Raw genomic sequence first — 24,056 nt, forward strand, 5'->3', positions numbered from 1 at the left:
GTCAGATCCCCTGCGCTTGGATGGCCGTGATGGCCACGGTGTTGATGATGTCCTCGACCAGCGCGCCCCGCGAGAGGTCGTTGATCGGCCGGTTGAGGCCCTGCAGCACCGGTCCCATGGCCACCGCACCGGCGGAGCGCTGCACCGCCTTGTAGGTGTTGTTGCCGGTGTTCAGGTCCGGGAAGATGAACACTGTGGCGCGTCCGGCCACCTCGGATCCGGGCATCTTGGCCGCTGCGACGGCCGCATCCGCAGCCGCGTCGTACTGGATCGGCCCCTCCACCAGCAGCTCCGGCGCTCGCTCACGCACGAGCGCGGTCGCGGCGCGCACCTTGTCGACATCGGCACCCGATCCCGACTCCCCCGTTGAGTACGACAGCATCGCGACGCGCGGTGAGATGCCGAACTGCGATGCGGTGGCCGCAGAGGAGATTGCGATGTCCGCGAGCTGCTCGCTGGTGGGGTCCGGGATCACGGCGCAGTCGCCGTAGACCAGCACGCGATCCGCGAGCGCCATCAGGAACACGCTGGACACCACAGAGGTTCCCGGACGGGTCTTGATGATCTCGAACGCCGGACGGATGGTGTGTGCCGTGGTGTGCGCGGCTCCGGAGACCATGCCGTCCGCGAGTCCCAGATGGACCATCATCGTGCCGAAGTAGGAGACGTCCGTGACGGTGTCTGCGGCGCGTTCGAGAGTCATTCCTTTGTGCGCGCGCAGACGCGTGTACTCCTCGGCGAACGTCTTCACGAGCTCGGGATCGAACGGGCTGAGGATGTGAGCACCGCCCAGGTCGACGCCGAGTTCCACCGCGCGTGCCCGCACGGCCTGCTCGTCGCCGAGAATGGTGAGCTCCGCCACTCCCCGCGCCTCCAGCGTGGCCGCAGCGCGAAGGATGCGATCGTCATCGCCCTCAGGGAGCACGATGTGGCGGCGGTCGGCACGCGCCCGCTCCACCAACGCGTACTGGAACATGAGCGGCGTGACCACATCGGTGCTCGCGACACCGAGCGCCTGCGCGAGGACCTCGGTGTCGACGCTGGTGTCGAACAGTGTCAGCGCTCGGTCGAGGCGTCGGCGGGAGTCGGAGGCGAGCCGGCCGCGGGTGCGCATCACGCGCAGCGCGGTGTCGTACGTTCCCAGGTCGGTCGCGATCACCGGAAGCGATGAGGACAGACCATCCAGCAGGCGCGTGATCTCCTCGGGAAGCGGGAACGGCCCGTTGAGGAGGATGCCCGACACGGACGGGAAGGTCCCGGACGCATTGGCGAGCAGGGTCGCCAGCAGCACATCGGTGCGGTCTGCCGCGATCACGACCATCGCGTCCTGCTGCAGCCGCGGCAGCACGTTGACCATCGACATGCCGGCGACCACCACGGAGAGCACCTCGCGGGTCATCAGCTCCGGATCGCCCTGGATGAGACGTCCATCAACCGCCTGCATGATTCCGCGCACCGACGGTGCGACCAGCGAGCGGTCCTCGGGGATCGCCCACACCGGGGTTCCCGGCGCGGCACCATCAGCGACGATGGCCGCGGAGACCGCGTCGATGATCGCTTCGGACTGCGCGGGATCGGCGCGGTTCACGATCGCCGCGAGCAGGTGAGCGCGGCTGTGGCGCAGCTCTGTCATCGCGATGTCAGCAGTAGCCGCGATCTCGGCGGCGTTGCGAGCGGTGGTCGTACCGAGCTGCTCCCCCTGTCCGAGCTGAGCGCGACCGCCGAGCACGAGCAGCACGGGCGCTCCGAGATTCGCCGCGATGCGCGCGTTGAAACCGAGCTCGGTGGGGCTCGCCACATCCGTGTAGTCGCTGCCGATGATCACGACCGTCTCGCACTGGGACTTCACCGCATTGAATCGCTCGACGATCTGCGACAGCGCAGCCTCCGGGTCCGCCCGCACATCGTCATAGGTGACGCCGGTGGCGGAGGTCGCATCCAGGTCGACGCCGTCGTGATCGAGCAGCATCGCGAGAACGCTGTCGATCTCATCACGCGAGCGCGTGATGGGGCGGAACACCCCCACGCGAGCCGTGGTGCGAGTGAGGAGGTCGAGCACGCCCAGCGCGATCGCGGACTTGCCGGTGTGTCCCTCAGCTGACGTGATGTAGATGCTCTTCGCCACGCTTCCAGCCTAGGCGGGGCGCTGCCGGGGCGGGCTGGAGATATTCAGTGCAGGCAGGCGATGGGCGTCCTTCGACGTTGTGGCGACGAGCGCCGCGGCTTCGCGGATCGCCGAAGAGATTTCGATCCGATCCAGTTCGAAGTACATCCGGGCGAGGCGCTGCTCCGGCGGCGACAGGTCGATGCCACGCTCATCGCGCTGCTGTTCGATGGCGACGATGTCCTCGATGCGTACGAATGCGGCGTCCAGTCCGTAGACCAGCACCGCCGCATCCACGCGCTCCAGCGGAACCCGCGCCACGAGGTCGTGGAGGTTGAGGGTGTCTTCCACCGGTCGCATCGGCTCAGAACAATCCGAACAGGTGCGCGACGAGTGCACTGATCGTTGCGGCCCAGATGAAGAGCAGCGCGCTCGTGGTCGCGCCGGGATGCGCTGCGAGAAATGGCAGCCTGCGGCGGACGATGGGGGTCGGAGGCCAGAGGAGTCCGATGGCAGCGACGGACATTCCGGCGATCAACGCCAACGCGGTTGCCAGAAACGGGTTCACCGAGTGCTCGGGGGCGAGCCCGATCTGGGCTGTCACCTGAGGAAAGCCGATGACGGCGATGACAAGCGTACACACGCCCCAGAATTGCGCCTGTCCGGGCTTCAACAGCCGTCGTTCCCGTTCCTCCGGCGTCAGCGGCTGACCATCGTCATCGACCTCGTCCTCCGTTTGAGGCGGCGGGCCGTATACAGCGGCGTTCGCGGAATAGAAGGCGCGCTGGAGTTTCATCGGAGTCAGCAGCGCAACCGGACTGACGTGAAGGAAGATGAGGAAGATAACCGTCCCGAAGACGAACTCGACATTCATGATCGTTCCATCGCGAGTGTCCACACACGCTCTTCAGACCTGCAGGTCGGGCTGAAGAACATCTGATCCATGCTGCGCATCGGCTCACACTAGCGTCAGAGCACCGTCGGCCACAGCAGAATGCCCGGCGACACGAATGTCCCGGGCATGAAAAGACTCTCCGCGCACCCGGCAGAGCCCGGTTACCCTTGCTACGTTTCCGTCCTGGGGGAGTTGGCCTGGATACCGCCGCGCGGAGAGCTGACATCAGTCTAACAAGCTCCGCGCGCATCCTCTGACCACCTGGCCCGGTTAGAGTGTGCCCGGACGGTGTTGTCATACCCGAGGGCACCGCCCCACCCGCGCGAGCGGGTATCGCGGACGAGAGGATTCCGATGGATCAGGGCACCACTCCGGCAGCGCCGCCAGCAACCGACCACGCGGGGGCTGCGGTCGATCAGGATCGCTTCTCCGCGGTCGTGGGCAGCATCGTGGAGTCGGTGGAGCGCGTGATCGACGGCAAGCGTGCCGCAATCGACGCCGCGCTGGTGTGTCTGTTCGCCGAAGGCCACCTGCTGATCGAAGACGTGCCGGGCGTCGGCAAGACGATGCTAGCCCGCGCGCTGGCCGCGTCCGTTGACGCCGAGGTCCGTCGAATCCAGTTCACCCCGGATCTGCTGCCCGGCGACGTCACGGGCGTGTCGGTGTTCAATCCGGTCACACGCGAGTTCGAGTTCAAGCCGGGTGCGATCTTCGCGAATGTGGTGATCGCGGACGAGATCAACCGCGCGTCGCCCAAGACCCAGTCCGCACTGCTGGAGGCGATGGAGGAGCGTCAGGTGACCGTGGACGGTCTATCCCGCCCGCTGCCGGCGCCCTTCATCGTGGTGGCGACGCAGAACCCCCTCGAGATGGACGGCACCTACGCACTTCCTGAAGCGCAGCGGGACCGATTCCTGGTGCGCCTGTCGATGGGTTACCCGGACGCTCAGGCCGAGCAGGCGATGATCCGCCAGCGCGACACCGGCAACCCGCTCGGCGAGCTCCGTCCCGTCACCGATGCCGCCGAGATCACGGCGATGATCCGCTTCGTACGAGGAATCCACGTGTCGCCGCTCATCGAGGAGTACGTGGTGCGCCTGGCGCAGGCGACCCGAGTGCACCCCGATCTTCGGCTCGGTGCTTCGCCGCGCGCCACGCTGCAGCTGGTGCGTGCGGCAAAGGTCTGGGCAGCGCTGGACGGCCGCGACTTCGTGCTGCCCGACGATGTCACTGACCTCCTCTCCCCCGTGTTCGCGCATCGCCTGCTTCCCACGCGGACGGCGCTCGGTCGTGCCAGCAACGACGAGATCATCGACGAGGTCCTGTCCGGGCTCACACGCCGAGTTGCGGTGCCCATCGCGAGCCGCCGCTGACATGCGGGCTCCGTTCTGGCCGTTGACGAGCCGCGGCACCGTGCTGTTCGTGGTCGGGCTCGTGATCACAGTCGTGGGCCTGCGCATCGGGCTCGATGCGGTCGTCTACGCCGGTGTGGCGCTCGTGCTGCTGGTGCTGGGCAGCCTGGCGATCCTGTGGTTCGGCGGTGTCGCCGGGGCGGTTCAGCACCGGGTCCTCCCCGACGTCTCGGCCGTCGGCGAGAAGATCGAGATCGCGGCCACCTGGTCGGCGGGGTCGGCACCCGCCGGTCTTACGCGCTGGAGCGAGCACGTACCGACCGGCCTTGCGGGTCGGGCGAGCGGGATCGTGACACCGAACGACCAGCGCATCGACCGCGTCACGATCCGCTACGAACTCACCGGCACCGCTCGCGGCGATCACAGCGTCGGGCCGCTGCGCGTGGGACTCGTCGACGCTCTGGGGCTCGCCCGACGGATGCCGACGATGGGCGAAGCGTTCTCGGTGCTGGTCGGACCCGAGGTGCACGAACTCGCCTCACTGTCCGAGGCCGCGGGAGAGAGCGGTGGCACACACTCGGCGATGTCACCGCGAGCGGTGGAAGGCGCCGACAACCTGATCGCGCGTCCTTACACGCCGGGCGACTCGCTGCGCCGGGTCCATTGGAGGGCGACGGCGCATCGGGACGAACTCATGGTGCGTCAGGAGGAGTTCGAGAGCACACCGCGCGCCACGGTGATCATCGACCGGGTCCGCCAGCACGGGGCGGGTCGGTCAGCGTCGGCAGACCTGGAGACGGCACTGGCCGCCGCGATCTCGGTGGTGGTGCGGCTCGTTCGCGACGGGTACGCCGTGACGCTGACCGACACGTCTGGATCGACCCTCGTCGCCGACATCGCCGACGAGGACGGCATCCGCTCGGCCCTGGCGGTGCTCGCGCGGCTGCAGAGCGTGCACGCGGCCGTGCGTGTGGCTCCGATGGCCGCCGAACTCGGACCCGTCGTACTCATCACGGCGGGACGCGTGGACGCCGCCGTGGATGCGACGGGAAGCATCGCGGCGCGCTCCTCCCTTCCCGTCTTGCTCGCTGTCGGCGCCGCCGGATCGGGAGCGGAACGTGCGGCGGCTCGCGGCTGGCGTACGAGCGCGGTGAGCGAACCGGGAGCGACGGCGCTGCGCGCGGCGTGGGCGCGTGCGGTCGGCACGGAGGTGACTCATGGTCGTCCGTGAGGCCCTGGCGCCAACCACGCGTGCGCCGGAGATGCCGCCCGGCTCGCCTTCTTCGCCGGGTGCCCGTCGTCGCCGCTCGGACGCGATCACGACGCTGCTCCTGGGCGTGCTGCTCTGTCTGCCCCTGCTGCCGTTCGGACGGATCTTCTCCGGTGAGACCTGGCGACTGCAGGCGGTGCTGACGATCGCGGTGCTGCTCGGCGTGGGATTCCTGATGCGCGTCCTGCGCACGGGCGGGATCGGTGCGTTGATCGCCCAGGTGCTCGTCGGGCTCGGGTCGGCCACGCTGCTCGCCGCTCCGACTGAGGCGCTCCTGCTGGTGATCCCCACACCCGAGGTGTTCGGTCGCTGGGACCTGCTCGCGGGCGGCGCAGTGCAGCAGATTCGGGAGGGCGTCGCCCCCATGCCCGAGGATCCCACGCTCTCCTTCTTGCTCGTCTCAGCCATAGCGCTCGTCACCGTGCTGGCCGACCTCATCGTCACCACCTTTCGCGCCACGATCGCCGCGATTCTCATCCCCCTGGCCCTCGCGCTCGCGCCGTCCGCCGTCCTGCCCCACGGCAGCGATGGGGTCGCACTCGCGCTGATCATCGCCGTCGGAGCTGCGCTGCTGTATCGGCGCGTGCGACTTCGCGGTGGTCTCCGCCCGGGCGGCGTTGTCGGAGCCGGCGTCGCGTCGGTCGTCATCGCGCTGGTCGCGGCTTTGGTCGTCGCTCCGCTCCTGCCCCGCGGCGGCACGGGGTCGTTGAACGGCTTCGGCCTCGGCAGCGCCAACCGCATCGACGCAACGCTCGACCTCGGCGAAGATCTCCGACGTCCGAACAACACCCGGATGCTCACGTTCACCACCGATGGCGGGCCGGTGCCGTACCTTCGCCTCACGACCATGTCGGCGTTCACGGGCAGCGTCTGGGAGCCGGATGAAGCTGAGCGCGTCGATCTGGAGTGGCTCGCCCAGTTCCCCGAGCCGCGCGATCCGGCGATCACGACCACGACTCATGAGTTGGCAGCGGCGGTCGACGGCGTCGATTCCACGATGCTTCCGCTGCCGGCGGAGCCCTTCGATCTGACCGGTGTCGACTCATCGTGGAGAGCGGATCCCGATAACCGGACGGTCGCGTCCGACGGTCAAGTGATCAACGGCCTCGCCTACACCGCCTCCTACACGACCGCCACTCCCTCCCTGGAGCAGATCCGCGCGGCATCGGCGCAGGTCGGCGCCAGCACGGGGCTCTCTGCGGAGGAGGCGCCTCTGCTGCACCAGTACGCCGCGCAGGTGACTGCTGAGGCGGCGACCGACTACGACAAGCTGGTGGCGCTGCAGACCTGGTTCCGCTCGAGCGAGTTCTCCTACTCGCTGGACACGCCGGTCGAAGACGGCTATGACGGATCGAGCGCCGCCGCCATCGAAGCGTTCCTCACACAGCGCAGCGGCTACTGCGTCCACTTCGCCGCCGCGTTCACGCTGATGGCTCGCGACCTCGGCATGCAGGCGCGGATCGCGCTCGGCTTCCTTCCCGGTGAGGCAACCGGGACGAGCGTCAACGAGCGAGTGCAGTATGAGGTCACCTCGGACCAGCTCCACACCTGGCCGGAGGTCTACTTCGCCGGCATCGGCTGGGTTCCGTTCGAGCCCACCGCCAGCCTGGGCGTAGCCACGCGGTTTCTCTCCGCGGCCCCGACGGCGACGACCCCGACCGAGCCGACGGCTGCCGCCCCGACGCCGACCGCCACCGCTCAGCCGGAGCGTCCCGATATCGAGAACCCGACTGACACCGGCACCACGGGCGGCGGACTGAGTTTCGATCTGGGTGCCCTGCTCACCGCTCTGGGGTGGATCATCCTCGCGGCTGTCATCGCGCTGGCCCCGTTCGCCACGCGCACCGTTCTGCGGTCGCGACGCATGGCCGCGACGCGCCGCGGTGACGCGGCCGCCGCGTGGGCGGAGCTTCAGGCGGACGCCACGGACCATGGCGTCCGTGTCGACGATTCGGACACTCCCCGTGAGTTCGTCGATCGGATCGTCAAGGCCACCGGCGCTCCGCGCGACGAGCTCGATCTGCTGCGTGCCGCCATCGAACAGGCGAGTTACGCGCGCGCTGGCGATGCTCATCGCGACGGCGAGGCGCTCGCCGCGGCTGTGGCGGACGTCCATCGCATCTGGCGTCAGACATCGAGCCCCCGCATCCGACGCCGCGCTCGGTTCCTGCCGGCGTCTCTGCTGCCGCGGCGGACGGTTCCGTCGTCGTGACGCGCCCGGTCGGTCAGGCCGGTCATGAGCACCCCACAACACAGGGTAGGATCGTACGTGGCTCACTGAGCCGAGGAGAATTCGCCTAGTGGCCTATGGCGCACGCTTGGAAAGCGTGTTGGGTGTTAAAGCCCTCGGGGGTTCGAATCCCCCATTCTCCGCAGAAGTGCACGACGGCAAGGCCCTCGATCCCCGGGAATACGGGGATCGAGGGCCTTCGCCGTTCGGTCGTTGCGAAGGGTGTGTTGAAAGAACCGTGACTAGTGGGCCTCGTGAGGCGCTGCATCGAGGTCATCGGTGAGACGGCGTCGCGACCATGCACCTGCGGAGTCCGTGGTGAGCGCAAGGAGGCCGAGACACTGGACCGTGGCGTTCAACAGGGCGAAATCGAGCCCGAGCGCGATCGTGCCGTCGAGGTAGCTGACCGCGGCTGCGACGATGGTGATCGTCAGGAGGACGATGAGGGTGTTGCGAGCGCGCCGACCGCCGCGAAGCATGTTGATAGCCAGCACGATCTGAATCCCGAGGGCCACCGCGAAGATCCCGAGGACGATCCAGAGCGCGGCGATCTCGATGTCGTCGAGACCGGCCGTGTCGGTGAGGGCGCTGAGGATATCGAGGCCGCTCAACAGCGCGCCGATCAGAACCACGATCGCGCCGAAGATCGTGGTCATCGGAGGACGCGCTCGCTTCTCGGCTACGTAGCGTGCAGTTGTGGTGGCGTCCGAGAGGGAGGTCTCCACCTCGGACAGGTCGAGGATGGGCAGGTCACCGTCGGTGATGAATCGATCCCCGCCCCCGTTTCGCGAGTGGTATCCCGTCGTGAAGTCTCTGAGCACGCCCACGCGGACGGAGTCGTCCGCCGCCACCGCGGAAGAGACCACGAAGTCACGCTCGACGTCGGTGTCTTCGTCGATACGATGCGTGATCTGGAGGGTGAACAGCGACAGACCCACGTCGGTGTCGTAGGTGCCCGCTCCCAACCAGTCCACGCGCGCACCACCCGGGAGCGGCCATCCCGGCGGTGTGTGCCAGAAACGCACGTGATGTCGCTGCTTCGGGTTGCCGGCGACCTCCTGCTGGTAGGCGACGTCCTGACGGCGTCCGAAGAGGTACAGGTTGGAAACCGGCGCCGTGGGATAAGACCGCCGCGTGAGTGTCGAGACGATGATCCCCCAGGTGGAGGAGGGCGAGATCTCGTCCGCCGTATGCCACCCGGCGCGGCGCATCACCGCGTCGAGCTGTTCGAAAGAACCGTCCACCGCGAGATTCACCGGGTCTCCGAGGAGGCCGTCCGCCGTGCGCGTGCGGCCGAAGAAATAGTCGGGAACGTAGAGATCGGAGAGCATCTTGTGCAGCCGTGGAAGGGCGAGGTAAGCCAGCAGCGCCCAGACGACGAGCGCGAGCCCGAGCCCCCACCAGGTGCGGAATCCCTGGAGCACGAGGAGCGTCGCCAGCCAGACCGCAGCGACCGTTCCGATGAGAAACGCAACGCGGTCGAACACCGTGAAGCGATCAAACGGCTGCTGCATGCGCAGCGCGCTACGCCTCACTGTGGTGGAGCGCTCCTCAGCAGGATCCGACGTGTGGGGCATGCTCTGTCACAGTGTCCGATCAAACGACCCGCGTCGCGTCGAGACGATCTCCTTGCCCAGCGGTGCCAGCGACACCGGGATCATCTTGAAGTCCGCGATGCCCATGGGGATGCCGATGATGGTGACACACAGAGCGATTCCCGACACGATGTGTGTGATCGCCAGCCACCAGCCGGCGAGGATCACCCAGACTACGTTGCCAAGGAATGAGCCGACTCCCGCCGTCGGTTTGGCCACCACCTCGCGTCCGAACGGCCACAGCGCGTAACCGGCGATGCGGAACGAGGCGATCGCCCACGGGATGGTGAAGATCGGGATGCACAGCAGGATTCCCGCGAGCGTGTAGCCCAGGAACAGCGCCCACCCCGAGAGGATCAGCCAGATGATGTTGAGGATCGTGCGCATGCGGCCATGATTCCATGTGCATCGGATTTCGGGGTCAGGATCCGGCGTGACGCCGGATGATCGCCGCTGCTCCGGTGATTTGTCCCGCGCCGTACAGGAACCCGCGAGCGTCGCTGATCCGCGTGGCGATGAAGGCATCGGACACCGCGGTGGGCGCGTGTCTCACGAGGAGCGAACCCTGGAGCGACACCGCGAGCGCTTCGGTCAGCGCACGTGCGGAGGCCTGCGCCTCGGGAGAGCTCGGATCGACGGCGGCTCGATGCGCGAGTGCCACCGTGTGATCGACGAATTGGTCCAGACGCCGGTCCGCTCCCGCCGCTGTCTGCACTTCGTCAACGTAGGCGTCGAGCGAGTCAGGCTCCCGCGCGAGGGCGCGGAGCGTGTCGAGCGCGATGACGTTTCCGGATCCTTCCCAGACCGCCATCACCGGCTGCTCACGATAGCGGCGAGCGAGCGGGAACGCCTCCGTGTACCCGTTCCCGCCGAGGCACTCCAATGCCTCGTATGCGTGGCCCGGACCACGCTTGCAGACCCAGTACTTCATGACAGCCGTGGCCAGGCGACGGAAGGGCTCGTCGGCTGCCGGCGCGTCGGTGTCGTACGCTGCCGCGATGCGAAGCGAGGCGACCGTCGCCGCTTCCGTCTCCACCGCGAGGTCCGCGAGCACCTGCGTCATGGCGGGCTGGCCGGCGAGTGTTGCGCCGAACGCGGAGCGGTGTTGTGCGTGCCAGATCGCCTCTGCTGTGGACTGGCGCATCCCGGCCGTCGAGCCGAGCAGGCAATCCAGTCGAGTCTGATTGACCATCTCGATGATGGTCCGTACGCCGCGTCCTTCTTCGCCCACCAGCCAGGCATGCGAGGCGTCGAACTCGACCTCGCTGGACGCGTTCGCCCGATTGCCGAGCTTGTCTTTGAGTCGCTGGATTGCGAACGGATTGCGACGTCCGTCGGGGAGTAGGCGTGGCAGGAGAAAGCAACTGAGGCCGCCCGGGGCCTGGGCGAGCACGAGAAACCCATCGGACATCGGAGCAGAGCAGAACCACTTGTGACCGCGAAGCAGATACTCTCCCCCGCCGATCGGAACCGCGATCGTCGTGTTAGCACGGACGTCGGAGCCGCCCTGCTTCTCGGTCATGGCCATGCCGAACAGCGCCGATCTCTTGTCGGCATGCAGCACCGGGTCGTACCGACGATCCATGAGCCGCGGAAGCCAGGCTCTCTGCAGCTCCGTGGAAGCGAACTGCTGGAGCGCAGGCACAACCGCGTGTGTCATGGAGATCGGACAGGCATGCCCAGGTTCGATCTGCGCGAAGAGCATGAACTGCGCGGCTCGTGCGACGTGCGCTCCCCCACGTGGCTCTGACCAGGCGGAGGTGTGGGCTCCGGATGCCACGGCACTGCCGATGATCGAATGGTAAGCCGGGTGGTACTCCACCTCATCGCGTCGATTCCCCCAGCGATCGAAGGCGATGAGCCTCGGTTCCATCGTATTCGCGAGCTCGGCGTCATGCTGGAATTCCGCCGTACCGACGAGCTCTCCGGTCTTCGCAAGATCCTCTCGCGCCCAGTCGGCCCCGAACGCGGTGACGCCCTCGACCAGCGGCCGATTCAACAGATACTCGTTCAGCCCCTCGCGCGGTGGGGCCTGGTTGGTGACGGTGTGGGTGCTGGTCATTGTGCTCCCCCTCGTTCGGTGTTTCGGACGAGGTTACGCCGGGGCTCCGACGTTGAGGAGGAGATTGTGTGGATGGATTCATGCGTTGCTCCGGGTGGCGTGGCGGCGGGCGCGGACGCACCGGGATGCGGCGGCGCGTTCTCGGTCGCGAGGGTCGGTTGGGACGGGCGTTGTTCATTGCGGTGCATTGATCATTTGTGGGGGCGCGGAGTTGGGGGTCCGTGGCGTTCCGGGTCCGTGGCGTTGCGGGATCCGTCTCACCGTGGGTCGGTCTCACCGTGGGGTCCGTCTCACCGTGGGGTCCGTCTCGCCGTGGGTCCGTGTCGTTGCGGGTCCGTGTCATTGCGGGGCCACGCCGTTGCGGGGCCGCATCGTTGCGGGGCCACGCCGTTGCGGGGCCGCACCGTTGGGGGTCCATGTCGTTGTTCGTCCGCGACATCGTGGAAGCCGCGACGGCGCCGGTCGAATCCGGAGCGGGGTTTCCGCGCTGGTGGGATCTGCGGCGACCGCCGCGAGTTATCCACACCTCTCACGCCTTCGCGTTTTTGTTCTATGAATCGAAGCAGAATAGTCACATGACCTTCGAATCTGATTCGCCAGCGGTATCCAGGGATGCAGCCCGAGCTGCAGATGTTGGTGCCCCGGCGCCGAGGACGTCAAGCGAACACCACCGTCCGGCCGCTTCGAGGGGAATGACAACCGAGACCGGACCCACCCGAGGCATCGCGGTGGCCGATATGGGTCCGAATGTCGAGGTGGTGCGGGCGTATGTGGATGCGATCGTGGCGGTGACGCGGTCGCGGGCGGCGACGGATGCGTTGGAGGCGGCGTTGCTCGCGGATCTCGTTGAGCTCTCGGGTGCGACGTTGGGGCGGTCGTCGGAGTCCGATCTGGGGTTGCGGTCGCTTGCGGCGGAGGTGGGGGCTGCGGTTCGGGTGAGTGATCGCACGGTTCAGCGGTGGATGTCGGATGCGTTTCAGTTGGTGCATGACTTCCCGGCGGTGCATGTTGCGTTGTCGTCGGGTGATATCAGTTCCCGGCATGTTCGCGAGATTCTGGAGCATGGCGTCCGGATCGAGGCTGGTCCTGCGCGTGAGGAGTATGTGGGGCGTGCGTTGCCGCTCGCGCGGGTGCAGTCTGCGAATCGGTTGAGGGGGATGCTGGCGCGGGTGGCGGAAGAGGTTCGGGATGTGGGCATCACGGAACGTCATCGTGAGGCGCGCCGTGCCCGGTCGGTGTGGGTGACGGATGATCTGGATGGGATGTCGACCCTGCATGCCTACCTGCCGTCCGTGCTCGCGCACGGGGTGAAGGATCGGTTGGATCAGATGGCGCACGCCCTGCGTGATGCGGACAACGCCGCAGGACGTGCCGGCTCTGACGTGGGCGTCACTGGTGCTGCCCCCGCCGCCACGGATGCCTCCACAGCCACGGCGGCGAGTGCGGGTACGGGTACGGGTACGGGTGTGGGTGCGAGCGTGGGTGATGTGCGTGATTCGCGGACGGTGGATCAGATGCGTGCCGATATTCTCGCGGACCTGCTGTTGACGAACACTCCCCACAGCGTGGACACGGCGATCGGCTCCATCCACGCCACAGTCGCGGTCACGATCCCGGTGCTCACCCTGATCGGAACCGGAGACGATGGTGCCGAGCTGGACGGTGCGGTCCCGATCGATGCGGACACCGCCCGCCTCCTCACGGGAGGTATGCCGGGGTGGGATCGGATCCTCACCCACCCGATCACCGGTGCTGTGCTCGCCACGGATAGGTATCGTCCCACGGCGGAGATGAAACGCTTCCTCACTCACCGGGATCAGCACTGTCGACACCCCGGGTGCCGTGTCCCGATCCGGTACACCGACATCGACCACAATGAGGGATGGGCTGAGGGTGGCAAGACCGACGTCGGGAACCTTGCCCCGCTGTGCCGCCGACACCACACGTTGAAGACCAACGCCGGATGGAAGATCACCCCACACCCCGCCGGGGTTGTGGAGTACATCACCCCGGCCGGATACCACTACATCGAAGACCCCGAACCCCGCACCGTCACCTTCACCACGAACCCCGAATCCGGCGGCGGCGGTTCGAGCGGGAGTAGCAGTGGAACGGCACCCGACGGCGAACCACCCTGGTGACCGGCCTCATGAACCACCCTGGTGACGAGCCCGATGAACCACCCTCGTGATCAATCCAATGAACCAGCTCGGTGTTCGGCCTCGTGATTTGTCGACCCGCCAGTTGAGACCGGCCGTCTCGACAGCCCCGGGCTTGTGTCACTGAACCGCGCGCTCGCGCCGCAGAAATGCACACCTACTTGCTGTGGCTTCGTGCGTCATCCGTAGGATCGAGACATGGGCACGGAACTCGGGGTGAGGATTGTGCTGTTCGTGGCGATGGCGGGCTCCGGCGTTCTGCTGGCGTGGTCAGCGCAGGCGGCGGCATCCGGAAAGCTCAAGCGCAACCCGATCGTCGGCATTCGGATCGCGAGCACGATGGCAAGCGATGAGGCCTGGCTTGCGGCTCACATGCGAGCCAAGCGCCCGACCATGCTCGCGGCGGCAGCCGCGACAGCCACCGGGCTTTGCGCGCTGTTCCCGCTCCCTGCCCCCGTCATCGCCGCGGTCGCGCTCACTGGCGCCATCGTGATGTTGGTCTGCGTCTTATTCGCCGCGCGCGTCGGCCGTCAGGCCGCCAATACGGTCGCTCAGCAGTCCGGCATCAGCTGACGGGCGAACCTCGCTGCACGCACTCGACTCGAGCCGCGACAGTGACGGTGGCGGTCAGGTCCGCAGCGCTGCCTGCCAGACATGTTCACGCTGCCGAATCCACGCCGCCGCTGCCGCCCAGAATGCGCCGTGTTCCTCCTTGTACATCCGCGCCCACGGCATTCGGCCGTCGCGATGAGCGTCCGCGAGCATGTCGTGCATGGCCTGCGCTCGAATGGCGAGGAGGGCGGGAAGCGCACGCCGCAGCACCTCATCTGGACCATAGCCATCGACGATCGCGCGCAAGCGCTGCGCACAAGCGGCCTCATCCGCTTCGGCGTGAAGCCCCGCGAACGCCTGCGCCGAATACGCAAGATCCCACGCGCGCGTACTCGGACCCGCACCGTCCCAATCGATGAAGACCATGCGCTCGCCCATCACGAGATTCCACGGCGTGAGGTCGTTGTGGCAGATCAGCTCCGGGCTACCGGGCGGGGGAATGATCGCATCCCACACCGCGTCAGGTTCGGGAACGTACAGGAGCGACGCATCATGAATCCGCCGGATGAGTCGGCCAACCTCCTCCAACTGGCCGAGCTCGGGCGCATCATCGTCGGCCAGGGTGCCGGGAACGAACTCCAGGATCAGCCGCCCAGCGGCATCCACGCCCTGCGGGCGGGGTACATCGATCCCCGCGCCGAGCATGGCCTCCATGAAGTGCGTCGTCGCGGAGCTCGACGCCACGACGGGCTTGCGCACCGTGTCACCTACACGCACGACACCGGCAGTCGCGTTGCCACCCGTCAGCGGGACTTCCACGTCAGCCATCCCACGATGCTACGTGCATAGTCCCGCGTCCGGTCCGTGCAGAGCCAGTCCGCGCAGAGCCGGTCCGCGCAGCGCGAGTCCACGCCAGTCCGCACAGCACCGGTCCGCCCCAGTCCACGCGGCACCGGTCCGCCCGAGTCCACCCCGCACCGGTCCACCCCGCACCGGTCCGCCCCAGTCCACCCGGCACCGGTCCGCCCCAGTCCACCCGGCACCGGTCCGCCCCAGTCCACCCCGCACCGGTCCGCCCCAGTCCACCCGGCACCGGTCCGCCCCAGTCCACACGGCACCGGTCCGCCCCAGCCCACACGGCACCGGTCCGCCCGAGTCCACGCGGCACCGGTCCGCGAGAACTTCGCCGCGTCAGCGTGCGATGTCGATCCGGGCCCGCAGCTGCGCCGCAGAAACCGCAGCACCGAACACCGGACCGCGCGGCTCCAACACGCCGCTCTCCGCGAGCGTTCCCACCGTCACAGGGTCGAAACCCAGGCACCGCACCACATCCGCCACCGCGTCCAGCGCCGCGCCCTCGCCCGCGACGCCGATCCCGATGCGGTACGGCGACCCGACCGGCTTCGCGCCCGCTTCCAGGTCGCGGAACGCGACATGGTTCAGCGCCTTGATCACCTGCGCGTCAGGGAACCGCTCAGCCACCAGTGTGCTCGTCGGGCGCGACGGATCGTCGAACTCCGGGCGAACGCCATCCGTTTCGGGCCAGTAGTTCATCGCATCGATCACAATCGCTCCCCGCAGAACAGCGGGATCGATGTCATCGATCCCGCTCAGCGGCATCGCCAGCACCACGATGTCCCCACCCAACTGCTCTCCAGCATCAAGCACCTCAGCCCCGGGCGCGAACATCGCCACCACCTGACGCGTGCGGATCGCTGCCCCGGAACCAGCGACCCGCACTGTCATACCGGCCGCGAGCGCGAGCCGGGCCACGGCAAGCCCCAGCCGCCCCGCGCCGATGACACCAAGGACGACGCCGGAGCACGCGGGAACACTCATGTCTCCGACACTATCGATCTGTTTCTCAACGTCGGCTCGCACCGAGAGCGCGGCCGGAACACGAGGGAACACGAACGCCACCGACACTCTCGACCCGCTTTCCAACTTCGGCTCGCATCAAAGAACGAGACCGGAACACGCAGGATCACCTATATCCCCGACGCGCACGAACCGATCCACGTCGCCTTCCGCCGAACACCACACCGCACCACACGGAACACCCCACCTCCCCGACACGCACAACCCGGTCCACATCTTCCACCGAACACGACACCGGGCCACGCGGAACACCCCACCTCCCCGACACGCACAACCCGGTCCACATCTTCCACCGAACACGACACCAGACCACGCGGAACAACCCACGTCACCGAGACGCACGAACCGGTCCACTTCTTCCACCGAACACGACACCAGACCACGCCGAACAACCCGCGTCACCGACACGCACGAACCGATCCACATCGCCTTCCACCGAACACGACACCGGACCACGCGGGACAACTCACATCACCGACATGATCGACCCGTTTCTCATCTTCGTCTGCCATGCTGGAGTCATGGCCACGCCCCATGGCTACAGTCCGATCTCCAGCGAATCGCGCGTTCGCATCCTGGCGATGCTCCTCGAAGGAGCCGATCGCACCATCGACGATCTCACGAGCGCCACCGGCCTCCACCCGAACACGGTGCGTGAGCATCTGCAGCGCCTCATGGAGAGCGGATTCGTCCTCGCCGAGACCGAGCACCGCACCACCCGCGGCCGTCCTCGCACCCTCTACCGTGCGGCGACCGGCCAGCGCGGTGCGTCGAGCCCGATCATCCGGGAGAAGGCACGGCAGGCGGCAGAGCACGGCGACCTCATGCGGCGCGTCATGCCGGAGACGATTCCCGAGGGTCTGACCACGGAGGAGCTGCACCAGCTCGACGCCATCACGGAGCACCTCGAAGACAGCGGGTTCGACCCCATCGTCGACGAGCAGCACCTCACCGTGGATCTCACCCCGTGCCTGCACGCGTCCGACGCTCTGTCGGCCGCCCGCTGCGGGGTTCATATGTCGCTGATCCAGAGCGTCCTTGCCGAGGCCGGCGGCCCGCTCGTCGTCGAGGGCATGCACCCCGCCTGCAACCCCGGCGACTGCGTCATCCAGCTCCTGCGTACCGCCGCAACACCCACCGATTCCTGAGAATCGAATAGACAACCCGATCAGGGGTTTTCCTGATCAGTTGAATCGTTCATCCCGAAATCCGGCGCGCTTCGGTTATTCACGGCCCGAAGCTGAGAATCCCGTTTGAAAGACTGCCTATCGTGGTCGAAGAGCGTGGGTAAGACACGCCCGCGCACGACACGGAGGTCGTTCCCATGGAACTGCTCGATCCGCTGGCGCTGGCGCGCTGGCAATTCGGTCTCACGACCGTTTACCACTACCTCTTCGTGCCCTTCACGATCGGAATGGTGGTCGTCGTCGCGATCTTCCAGACGATCTGGACGCGCACGGCGGATGTGAAGTGGCTGCACCTGACGCGACTGTTCGGCAAGATCTTCCTCATTAACTTCGCGATGGGTGTGGTCACCGGAATCGTGCAGGAGTTCCAGTTCGGCATGAACTGGTCGGACTACTCGCGCTTCGTCGGTGACGTCTTCGGCGCACCGCTCGCGTTCGAGGGCCTGTTGGCCTTCTTCTTCGAGGCGACCTTCATCGGTCTCTGGATCTTCGGCTGGAACAAGCTGCCCCCGAAGATCCACCTGCTGACCATCTGGGCGACAGCCGTCGGCTCGGTCCTGTCGGCGTACTTCATCCTCGCCGCCAACTCGTTCATGCAGAACCCCGTGGGTTACGAGATCAACGAGGTGACCGGACGCGCCGAACTGGTCGACTTCCTGGCGCTCATGACCAACCCGGTCGCGCTACGCGCCTTCCCCCACACGATCTTCGGCGCCTTCATGTTCGCCGCCGGCATCATCATCGCGGTCTCCGCGTATCACCTCAAGCACGGCAACCACACGGCCGCATTCCGTTCCAGCCTGAAGTTCGGGCTCTGGGGCATGCTCGTCGCCGTCGCCGGCACGGTGCTCACGGGCGACCAGCTGGGCCTTGTCATGGTGGAGACCCAGCCGATGAAGATGGCCGCGGCTGAAGCCCTCTTCAACAGCGCGTGCGGGGCGAACGCCTCCTTCTCGATCTTCACGCTCGGCACCCCGGACGGCTCCAGCGAGCTGTTCTCGGTGCGAGTTCCGTACCTGCTGAGCTTCCTGTCCACGCACACGTTCGACGGCTGCGTGGAAGGCATCCGCGACCTCAACGCCGAATACGGCGTGCGCTTCGCAGACACCGGTCTCACCGACTTCAGCCCGATCCTCTGGGTCACCTACTGGGCGTTCCGCTGGATGATCGGCCTCGGCATGGCGCACGCGCTGGTCGCAGTGGTGGGCCTCTGGATCACCCGCAAGAACGCGAAGCCCGTCCAGAAGTGGATGTGGAACATCGCGATCTTCTCCGCTCCCCTGTCGCTGCTGGCTTCGCTGGTGGGCTGGGTCTTCACGGAGATGGGGCGTCAGCCGTGGCTCGTGTTCGGGCTCATGACGACACAGGACGGAGTCTCACCGAACGTCTCCGGCGTCGAGGTGCTGATCTCGCTGATCGCCTTCACCGCCATCTACGCCGCCCTCGCGGTGGTCGAATTCGGACTCATCATCAAGGCCGCCAAGACGGGCATCGACGACACGGAGCAACCGGTCGACGACAAGCCGCTCGCGTCGGTCGTCTACTAAGGGGTCATCATGGATCTTCAGACTCTGTGGTTCTGGATCGTCGCCGCGCTGTTCGTGGGCTACTTCGTCCTCGACGGCTTCGACTTCGGCGTGGGCATGTCCCTCCCCTTCCTCGGCAAGGACGACGTCTCGCGCCGCCACGTGATCAACACGATCGGCCCGGTGTGGGACCTCAACGAGACCTGGGTGATTGTGGCGGGTGCGTGCCTGTTCGCCTCCTTCCCGGAGTGGTATGCGTCGCTGTTCAGCGGGTTCTATCTGGCCCTGCTGCTCATCCTGCTCGCGCTCATCCTGCGCGGCGTTTCGTTCGAGTACCGCCACCAGCGCGACAGCGCGAAGTGGAAGCGGGGCTTCGACACGATGATCGTCGTGGGTTCCGCCGTCCCCGCCCTCCTCTGGGGTGTGGCCTTCGCCAACATCGTGCAGGGTGTGCCGCTGGATGCCGACCACAACTTCACCGGCACCCTGTTCACCCTGCTCAACCCCTATGCGCTGCTCGGCGGGCTCACCACGCTGCTGCTGTTCTTCACGCACGGCGTCACCTTCGTCGCGCTGAAGACGGACGGCGAGCTGCGCACCAACGCGCAGAAGCTGGCCACCCGTGCTGGGCTCATCTCGATCGTCGTGGCCGCCGCGTTCCTCGTGTGGACGGTGATTGCGCACTTCTCGATCGCAGGATTGGTGCTGTCCGCCGCTGCTGCCGTGGCGCTCATCGCCTCCGTGGTGATGAACCTGCGCGGCCGTGAGGGCTGGGCCTTTGCGTTCGGTGCCGCCACGATCGCGCTGGCGGTGATCGCGCTGTTCGCATCGCTGTTCCCGAACGTGCTGCCTTCGACCATCGATCCCGCCACCAACAGCCTCACGATCGAGAACGCCTCGTCCTCGCCGTACACGCTGCAGATCATGAGCTGGGCCGCGCTCGTCTTCCTGCCGCTCGTGCTGCTGTACCAGGGCTGGACCTACTGGGTCTTCCGCAAGCGCGTGACGCGCGCCTCGATCGAAGCGGCGGCCGCCCACTGATGCCGGAACCTCGATGACGGACACACCCCGCCGGGGACCCGTGGACCCGCGACTGCTGCGTTACGCACGCAGCAGTCGCGGGTTCCTCGCGCTCGCCGGTGCCATCTCCTTCGCCCAAGCGCTGTGCACGCTGGGCTTCGCCTGGTTCTTGACATCGGCGATCACGGGCGTGGTCGATCACGGTGTCACCGCCGCGCTCGGGCAGGACCTGGTGATGTTGGGGGCTGTCGTGCTGGTGCGCGCCCTGCTGGTCTGGGCCTCCGAGCGCACGGCGGCGGGCGCAAGCTCGCGCATCGGCTCGGAACTGCGCACCGCGATGCTCTCAGCGATCCGCCGGCTCGGGCCGGCGTGGCTCGCACGGCAGAACTCCGCGCGCCTCACCGTCACCGCAGGTCATGGCCTCGAAGCGCTCGATGTGTACGTCGGACGCTTCCTCCCCCAGCTGATCGCCACCGCGATCGTCACGCCGATCCTGCTGGCCGTGATCTGGTGGCAGGACTGGGTGAGCGGGCTGACCGCCACCCTGTGCCTGCCTCTCATCCCGATCTTCATGACCCTCATCGGCTGGGCGACTCAGGCCGTCCAGCGCAAGCAGTGGGACACCTTGCAGCACCTCGCCGCGCGATTCGCCGACACGGTCGAGGGCCTCGGAACGCTTCGTCTGTTCGGGCGCGAACGCAAGGCGGTCGCATCCATGGGCGCGATCTCTGACGGGTATCGCCGGGAGACGATGAAGGTGCTGCGGATCACGTTCCTCAGCGGCTTCATGTTGGAGTTCATCGCGTCGATCTCCGTCGCCATCATCGCCGTCTCGATCGGTCTGCGCCTGCTGGGCGGCGAGATGACGCTCGCGGTGGGGCTGTTCGTGCTGCTGCTCGCTCCGGACACGTTCCTGCCTCTCCGGCAAGTGGGCGTGCAGTTCCACGCCGCGACCGAAGGCGTAGCCGCCGCCAACGACGTGTTCGCCGTGCTGGACGAAGCGGTGCTGGTGCCGGAGGAAGCCAGGGAGATACCGGACGGGGCAGTGCCGGGCGAAGCAGAGACCGTAACGGGCGAGGCAGAAACTGTGTCGGGCGATGCAGAGACCGTGCCGGGTCCGGAAGGAGCGTCGGTGCCGACCGGCGTTCAGCGTGCCGGGCACGCAGGCGCGCGCCTCGAACTGCGAGACGTCCGCGTGAGCCGCGACGTCCTGTTGCCTCCGGTGTCCTTCACGGCGTCCCCTGGTTCGCTCACCGTCCTGCACGGCCCCTCCGGTGCCGGCAAGTCGAGCCTCTTGGCCGCGCTGCGCTCCGCCGCGGACTACGAGGGCCGCATCAGCATCGACGGGATGGACGTGCGACGGCTGGAGTCCACGACGTGGCTCGCGTGGGCAGGACAACGCCCGGGACTGATCGCCGGGACGATCGCGGCGAACGTCGCGTTGGGCGACGATCGAGACGATGATGCGATGGCCTGGGCGATGCAGGCCGCCTGCGCCGAAGACCTCGACCCCGATCAGGAGCTCGGTGTGCAGGGCGCAGGACTGTCCGGCGGACAGGCACAGCGGGTCGCGGTGGCGCGAGCGCTGTATCGCTACCGCCGCGGACACGCGCGCGTCATCGCACTGGACGAACCCTCTTCGGCGCTGGACGCCGAGACGGAAGCACGTCTCTGGCACCGACTGCGCGCGGTAGCGGACGCCGGCGCGACCATCGTTCTCGTGTCTCACCGCGCGTCCGCCGAGGCCGTCGCGGACCAGGCCATCGGCCTGAGGACACCGACCGCGGCGGGAAGCTGGGAAACGACGAACACGGAGGTGCCGCGATGACCACGACACGTGACGTGCTGCGCATCGCACAGCCGCCGCTTCGCCGCTTCCTGCCCGGAGTGCTGTGGGGGCTGGCGTCGGCGGCCGCAGCGGTCGCACTGCTCGCATGCAGCGGGTGGTTGATCGTCAGCGCTTCCGTCACCGACACCCTCGTAACCCTCAACATCGCGATCGTCGGCGTGCGTTTCTTCGCCGTCTCCCGCGCCGTGTTCCGCTACCTGGAACGCCTCACCGGCCATGATGCGGCGCTCCGGCAGCTGGCGACCACGCGGTCCGATCTGATGCGCCGACTCGTGCCGCTCGCACCCGACGGGATCTCGCGCACCGATCGGGGTTCGGTGCTGTCGAGCCTTGTCGACGATGTCGAAGAGCTGCAGAACCTGCCGCTTCGCGTCGTTCAGCCGGTCGTGATCGGCTCGCTCACGGCTATCGGATCGGTGGTCGTGATCTCGATCATTCGCCCCGCCGCCGGTCTCACCCTGGCCGTCTGCCTGCTGGCTGCCGCCCTCGCCGCGGTCGGCTGGGGATGGTTGGCAGGCTCCCGTGCGGAACGCCAGATCGCGCCCGCCCGCGCCCGACTGACCAGCGCCCTCACCGACTACATCGGCAGCTTCGACGTGCTGGTCGCCTACGGCGCGGAAGAGCGCGCCCGCGCGGAGGTGCTGACCGCCGATCAGTCGCTACGCCGGCTGGTCACCCGCACGACGAGCGCGCAGGGGGCGTCGTCTGCCGTCCTGTCCGCCCTCGCGGGAATCGCCTCACTTGCGGCCGTGGCCGTCACCGCACCCACCATCACCGACCCGGCGTCCGGGGCGTGGCTGGCGGTGGTGGCGCTCGTGCCGATGGTCGTGTTCGAGACATTTGCCGCGGTGCCGCTGGCAGCTTCGTCGTGGCGGCGCGTGCACTCCGCGGCGGGACGGCTCGCCTCGCTGCTTCCTGCCGAGCTGCCCGCTGAGCTGGCTCCGGATCTGCCAGAGGACCCCGAGGGCGACGTCCCGATCGGGACCGGTGTGCGCCTGCGCGATGTCCGGGCCGGATGGCCGGACGGTACGGGACGGGATGTGCTGCGTGGCCTGGACCTGGATATCGCTCCCGGCGAGCGCATCCTGGTCACGGGACCGAGCGGCGCGGGGAAGTCGACGCTCGCGCACGTGCTCGTGCGTTTCCTTGAGAGCCGCGGCAGCTTCACCGTCGGCGGAGCGGATGTTCATGACGTCGCCGGTTCGGCGATCCGCCGCACCATAGGGATGAGCGAGCAGCAGCCGCACCTGTTCGACGAGGACATCCGGCAGAACCTGCTGTTCGCTCGTCCCGACGCGTCCGATGCCGAGTTGGAAGCCGCGTTGGAGCGCGTAGGCCTCAGCGACTGGCTACGCCAGCGGGGCGGACTCGACGCGCGCGTGGGCGAGCGTGGTGCGCTCGTGTCTGGTGGTCAGGCCCAGCGACTCGCGCTGGCTCGCGCCCTGCTGCACGACGTGGATGTCCTCGTCCTGGACGAGCCCACTGCGGGGGTGGATCCGGCCATGTCCGACGCGCTGCTGCGGGACCTGCTCGGTGCGTCCGCGGGAGAAAACGACCGCGCGGTCGTCCTCATCTCGCACGTCGACGTGCCCGCCGAACTCATCGATCGCGCGCTGCGGCTGGAGGACGGCAGACTGGTTCAGTGAGTTCGGCGTGACCAGGATGATCTGACGCCGGCGCGATGAACTGGCGTAGGCGCGATGAACTGGCGTAGGCCCGCCCCGCCGCTTCTGGTTCAGTCGAAACGCCGGCCGAACGCCTGCGATCCTGGCGCCGACGGCAGCCGGGTGAAGCCGAGTCGGTCGTAGAAGCCGAGCGCGTTCTCGTTGCGCGACGACGCCACGAAGTGCAGACCTCGAACGCCGCGTCGCCGCAGCTCCGCCTCCATCGCCTCGATGAGGCCACGTCCAAGACCCCCGCCCTGCCCCTCGGGGAGGATGTCGATGTGCAGGTGCGCCGGGTACTCCGCCGCGTACTCGATGGGCTCCGTGCCGACCCGTTCGGCGCCCGCCAGCATCGCCGCGTCACGCTCGGCCACCTCGTCGCCCGCGTACGTGTCACGCACCGACGGCCACCACTCGTCGTGGAACCAGCGATTGAACGACTCGGTGTCGTCGGTGGCGATCACGTAGCCGATGGCCCGGCCGGCGCCGTCGTCGATGACGAACGCGAGATCAGGATGACGCTCCACATACGGCACCGCGTAGATGTCACCGAGCAGGGAATCGTGGCGATACAGTCCCTCCGCGTTGGCCCCGGAATCTCCGGTCTTCACGCAGATCTCGGACATGGCGGAGCGGTCGGAGTCGCGATAGGGGCGAATGGTGCGAGCGGTCATGCTCTCATCCTTTCAGCACGCAGCGGAAGACGAGGAAGC

At 67.5% G+C, this 24,056-nt stretch carries 19 protein-coding genes, 1 tRNA gene and 1 other RNA gene; 11 read left to right on the plus strand and 10 right to left on the minus strand.

Annotated elements, in window-relative coordinates; all coding sequences use genetic code 11:
* Window position 1: 1 nt before the first annotated feature.
* The 4 genes from pta to ffs form a co-directional block, all read right to left on the minus strand.
* The gene (gene pta / locus ABTV68_RS16015; protein WP_433674691.1) at window positions 2–2,125 is read right to left on the minus strand and encodes a phosphate acetyltransferase; all 2,124 of its coding nucleotides are present in this window, start codon (window positions 2,123–2,125) and stop codon (window positions 2–4) included.
* A gap of 9 nt (window positions 2,126–2,134) precedes the next feature.
* A complete protein-coding gene (locus ABTV68_RS16020; protein WP_433674692.1) occupies window positions 2,135–2,455 on the minus strand; it encodes a hypothetical protein in 321 nt (106 codons plus the stop codon).
* 13 nt (window positions 2,456–2,468) lie between these two features.
* The gene (locus tag ABTV68_RS16025) at window positions 2,469–2,978 is read right to left on the minus strand and encodes a hypothetical protein (RefSeq protein ID WP_433674693.1); all 510 of its coding nucleotides are present in this window, start codon (window positions 2,976–2,978) and stop codon (window positions 2,469–2,471) included.
* A gap of 148 nt (window positions 2,979–3,126) precedes the next feature.
* Window positions 3,127–3,223: signal recognition particle sRNA small type (gene ffs, locus ABTV68_RS16030), an RNA gene on the minus strand.
* A gap of 129 nt (window positions 3,224–3,352) precedes the next feature.
* Here ffs and ABTV68_RS16035 point away from each other — a divergent pair.
* From ABTV68_RS16035 to ABTV68_RS16050, 4 genes are all read left to right on the plus strand, one after another.
* The gene (locus ABTV68_RS16035; protein WP_433674694.1) at window positions 3,353–4,372 is read left to right on the plus strand and encodes an AAA family ATPase; all 1,020 of its coding nucleotides are present in this window, start codon (window positions 3,353–3,355) and stop codon (window positions 4,370–4,372) included.
* 1 nt (window position 4,373) lies between these two features.
* Window positions 4,374–5,582 (plus strand): DUF58 domain-containing protein, encoded by a 1,209-nt coding sequence (locus ABTV68_RS16040; RefSeq protein ID WP_433674695.1) that lies wholly within the window; start codon window positions 4,374–4,376, stop codon window positions 5,580–5,582.
* Window positions 5,569–7,833: a transglutaminase TgpA family protein gene (locus ABTV68_RS16045; RefSeq protein ID WP_433674696.1), complete on the plus strand. Its 2,265-nt coding sequence runs from the start codon at window positions 5,569–5,571 to the stop codon at window positions 7,831–7,833. The genes ABTV68_RS16040 and ABTV68_RS16045 overlap by 14 nt, the downstream gene beginning before the upstream one ends.
* A gap of 74 nt (window positions 7,834–7,907) precedes the next feature.
* Window positions 7,908–7,994, plus strand: a tRNA-Ser gene (locus tag ABTV68_RS16050).
* A gap of 99 nt (window positions 7,995–8,093) precedes the next feature.
* On the opposite strand, the gene ABTV68_RS16055 is transcribed toward ABTV68_RS16050, so the two are convergent.
* The 3 genes from ABTV68_RS16055 to ABTV68_RS16065 are packed head-to-tail and all read right to left on the minus strand — an operon-like array spanning window position 8,094 to window position 11,508.
* On the minus strand, window positions 8,094–9,428 hold the full coding sequence (locus ABTV68_RS16055; RefSeq protein WP_433674697.1) for an LssY C-terminal domain-containing protein: 1,335 nt from the start codon (window positions 9,426–9,428) through the stop codon (window positions 8,094–8,096).
* Window positions 9,429–9,434: 6 nt separating this feature from the next.
* Complete coding sequence (locus tag ABTV68_RS16060) at window positions 9,435–9,833, minus strand: YccF domain-containing protein (RefSeq protein ID WP_433674698.1); 399 nt, start codon at window positions 9,831–9,833, stop codon at window positions 9,435–9,437.
* A 34-nt stretch (window positions 9,834–9,867) separates the two neighbouring features.
* Window positions 9,868–11,508, minus strand: a complete 1,641-nt coding sequence (locus ABTV68_RS16065; RefSeq protein WP_433674699.1) for an acyl-CoA dehydrogenase family protein — start codon at window positions 11,506–11,508, stop codon at window positions 9,868–9,870.
* A 692-nt stretch (window positions 11,509–12,200) separates the two neighbouring features.
* On the opposite strand from ABTV68_RS16065, the gene ABTV68_RS16070 reads away from it, so the two are divergent.
* Together ABTV68_RS16070 and ABTV68_RS16075 are read left to right on the plus strand one after the other, a co-directional pair.
* Window positions 12,201–13,649 carry a DUF222 domain-containing protein gene (locus ABTV68_RS16070; protein WP_433674700.1) on the plus strand — a complete coding sequence of 483 codons (1,449 nt, stop codon included), beginning with the start codon at window positions 12,201–12,203 and terminating at the stop codon, window positions 13,647–13,649.
* 216 nt (window positions 13,650–13,865) lie between these two features.
* Window positions 13,866–14,240 (plus strand): SdpI family protein, encoded by a 375-nt coding sequence (locus ABTV68_RS16075; RefSeq protein ID WP_433674701.1) that lies wholly within the window; start codon window positions 13,866–13,868, stop codon window positions 14,238–14,240.
* A 54-nt stretch (window positions 14,241–14,294) separates the two neighbouring features.
* On the opposite strand, the gene ABTV68_RS16080 is transcribed toward ABTV68_RS16075, so the two are convergent.
* Both ABTV68_RS16080 and ABTV68_RS16085 read right to left on the minus strand, forming a co-directional pair.
* The gene (locus ABTV68_RS16080; RefSeq protein WP_433674702.1) at window positions 14,295–15,047 is read right to left on the minus strand and encodes a phosphotransferase; all 753 of its coding nucleotides are present in this window, start codon (window positions 15,045–15,047) and stop codon (window positions 14,295–14,297) included.
* 363 nt (window positions 15,048–15,410) lie between these two features.
* The gene (locus ABTV68_RS16085; RefSeq protein WP_433674703.1) at window positions 15,411–16,058 is read right to left on the minus strand and encodes an NADPH-dependent F420 reductase; all 648 of its coding nucleotides are present in this window, start codon (window positions 16,056–16,058) and stop codon (window positions 15,411–15,413) included.
* A gap of 560 nt (window positions 16,059–16,618) precedes the next feature.
* Here ABTV68_RS16085 and ABTV68_RS16090 point away from each other — a divergent pair.
* From ABTV68_RS16090 to cydC, 5 genes are all read left to right on the plus strand, one after another.
* Window positions 16,619–17,245: an ArsR family transcriptional regulator gene (locus ABTV68_RS16090; protein ID WP_433674704.1), complete on the plus strand. Its 627-nt coding sequence runs from the start codon at window positions 16,619–16,621 to the stop codon at window positions 17,243–17,245.
* A gap of 176 nt (window positions 17,246–17,421) precedes the next feature.
* A complete protein-coding gene (locus tag ABTV68_RS16095; RefSeq protein ID WP_433674705.1) occupies window positions 17,422–18,831 on the plus strand; it encodes a cytochrome ubiquinol oxidase subunit I in 1,410 nt (469 codons plus the stop codon).
* Between the two features lie 9 nt (window positions 18,832–18,840).
* On the plus strand, window positions 18,841–19,851 hold the full coding sequence (gene cydB, locus ABTV68_RS16100; protein WP_433674706.1) for a cytochrome d ubiquinol oxidase subunit II: 1,011 nt from the start codon (window positions 18,841–18,843) through the stop codon (window positions 19,849–19,851).
* A gap of 13 nt (window positions 19,852–19,864) precedes the next feature.
* A complete protein-coding gene (gene cydD / locus ABTV68_RS16105; protein ID WP_433674707.1) occupies window positions 19,865–21,658 on the plus strand; it encodes a thiol reductant ABC exporter subunit CydD in 1,794 nt (597 codons plus the stop codon).
* Window positions 21,655–23,325, plus strand: coding sequence for a thiol reductant ABC exporter subunit CydC (cydC, locus tag ABTV68_RS16110; RefSeq protein ID WP_433674708.1), 1,671 nt, complete (start codon window positions 21,655–21,657; stop codon window positions 23,323–23,325). The genes cydD and cydC overlap by 4 nt, the downstream gene beginning before the upstream one ends.
* Before the next feature lie 89 nt (window positions 23,326–23,414).
* Here cydC and ABTV68_RS16115 read toward each other — a convergent pair whose 3' ends face one another.
* Window positions 23,415–24,017, minus strand: coding sequence for a GNAT family N-acetyltransferase (locus tag ABTV68_RS16115; protein ID WP_433674709.1), 603 nt, complete (start codon window positions 24,015–24,017; stop codon window positions 23,415–23,417).
* Between the last annotated feature and the right edge of the window lie 39 nt (window positions 24,018–24,056).

The organism is Microbacterium gorillae (genome assembly GCF_050990725.1).
Taxonomy (GTDB): domain Bacteria; phylum Actinomycetota; class Actinomycetes; order Actinomycetales; family Microbacteriaceae; genus Microbacterium; species Microbacterium gorillae_A.

Bases quoted from the DNA above. Each gene is read 5' to 3' on its own strand.
- ABTV68_RS16025 (WP_433674693.1), bottom strand. From the start codon at position 2,978: ATGAATGTCGAGTTCGTCTTCGGGACGGTTATCTTCCTCATCTTCCTT.
- ABTV68_RS16035 (WP_433674694.1), top strand. From the start codon at position 3,353: ATGGATCAGGGCACCACTCCGGCAGCGCCGCCAGCAACCGACCACGCG.
- ABTV68_RS16040 (WP_433674695.1), top strand. From the start codon at position 4,374: ATGCGGGCTCCGTTCTGGCCGTTGACGAGCCGCGGCACCGTGCTGTTC.
- ABTV68_RS16045 (WP_433674696.1), top strand. From the start codon at position 5,569: ATGGTCGTCCGTGAGGCCCTGGCGCCAACCACGCGTGCGCCGGAGATG.
- ABTV68_RS16055 (WP_433674697.1), bottom strand. From the start codon at position 9,428: ATGCCCCACACGTCGGATCCTGCTGAGGAGCGCTCCACCACAGTGAGG.
- ABTV68_RS16060 (WP_433674698.1), bottom strand. From the start codon at position 9,833: ATGCGCACGATCCTCAACATCATCTGGCTGATCCTCTCGGGGTGGGCG.
- ABTV68_RS16065 (WP_433674699.1), bottom strand. From the start codon at position 11,508: ATGACCAGCACCCACACCGTCACCAACCAGGCCCCACCGCGCGAGGGG.
- ABTV68_RS16070 (WP_433674700.1), top strand. From the start codon at position 12,201: ATGACAACCGAGACCGGACCCACCCGAGGCATCGCGGTGGCCGATATG.
- ABTV68_RS16075 (WP_433674701.1), top strand. From the start codon at position 13,866: ATGGGCACGGAACTCGGGGTGAGGATTGTGCTGTTCGTGGCGATGGCG.
- ABTV68_RS16080 (WP_433674702.1), bottom strand. From the start codon at position 15,047: ATGGCTGACGTGGAAGTCCCGCTGACGGGTGGCAACGCGACTGCCGGT.
- ABTV68_RS16085 (WP_433674703.1), bottom strand. From the start codon at position 16,058: ATGAGTGTTCCCGCGTGCTCCGGCGTCGTCCTTGGTGTCATCGGCGCG.
- ABTV68_RS16090 (WP_433674704.1), top strand. From the start codon at position 16,619: ATGGCCACGCCCCATGGCTACAGTCCGATCTCCAGCGAATCGCGCGTT.
- ABTV68_RS16095 (WP_433674705.1), top strand. From the start codon at position 17,422: ATGGAACTGCTCGATCCGCTGGCGCTGGCGCGCTGGCAATTCGGTCTC.
- cydB (WP_433674706.1), top strand. From the start codon at position 18,841: ATGGATCTTCAGACTCTGTGGTTCTGGATCGTCGCCGCGCTGTTCGTG.
- cydD (WP_433674707.1), top strand. From the start codon at position 19,865: ATGACGGACACACCCCGCCGGGGACCCGTGGACCCGCGACTGCTGCGT.
- cydC (WP_433674708.1), top strand. From the start codon at position 21,655: ATGACCACGACACGTGACGTGCTGCGCATCGCACAGCCGCCGCTTCGC.
- ABTV68_RS16115 (WP_433674709.1), bottom strand. From the start codon at position 24,017: ATGACCGCTCGCACCATTCGCCCCTATCGCGACTCCGACCGCTCCGCC.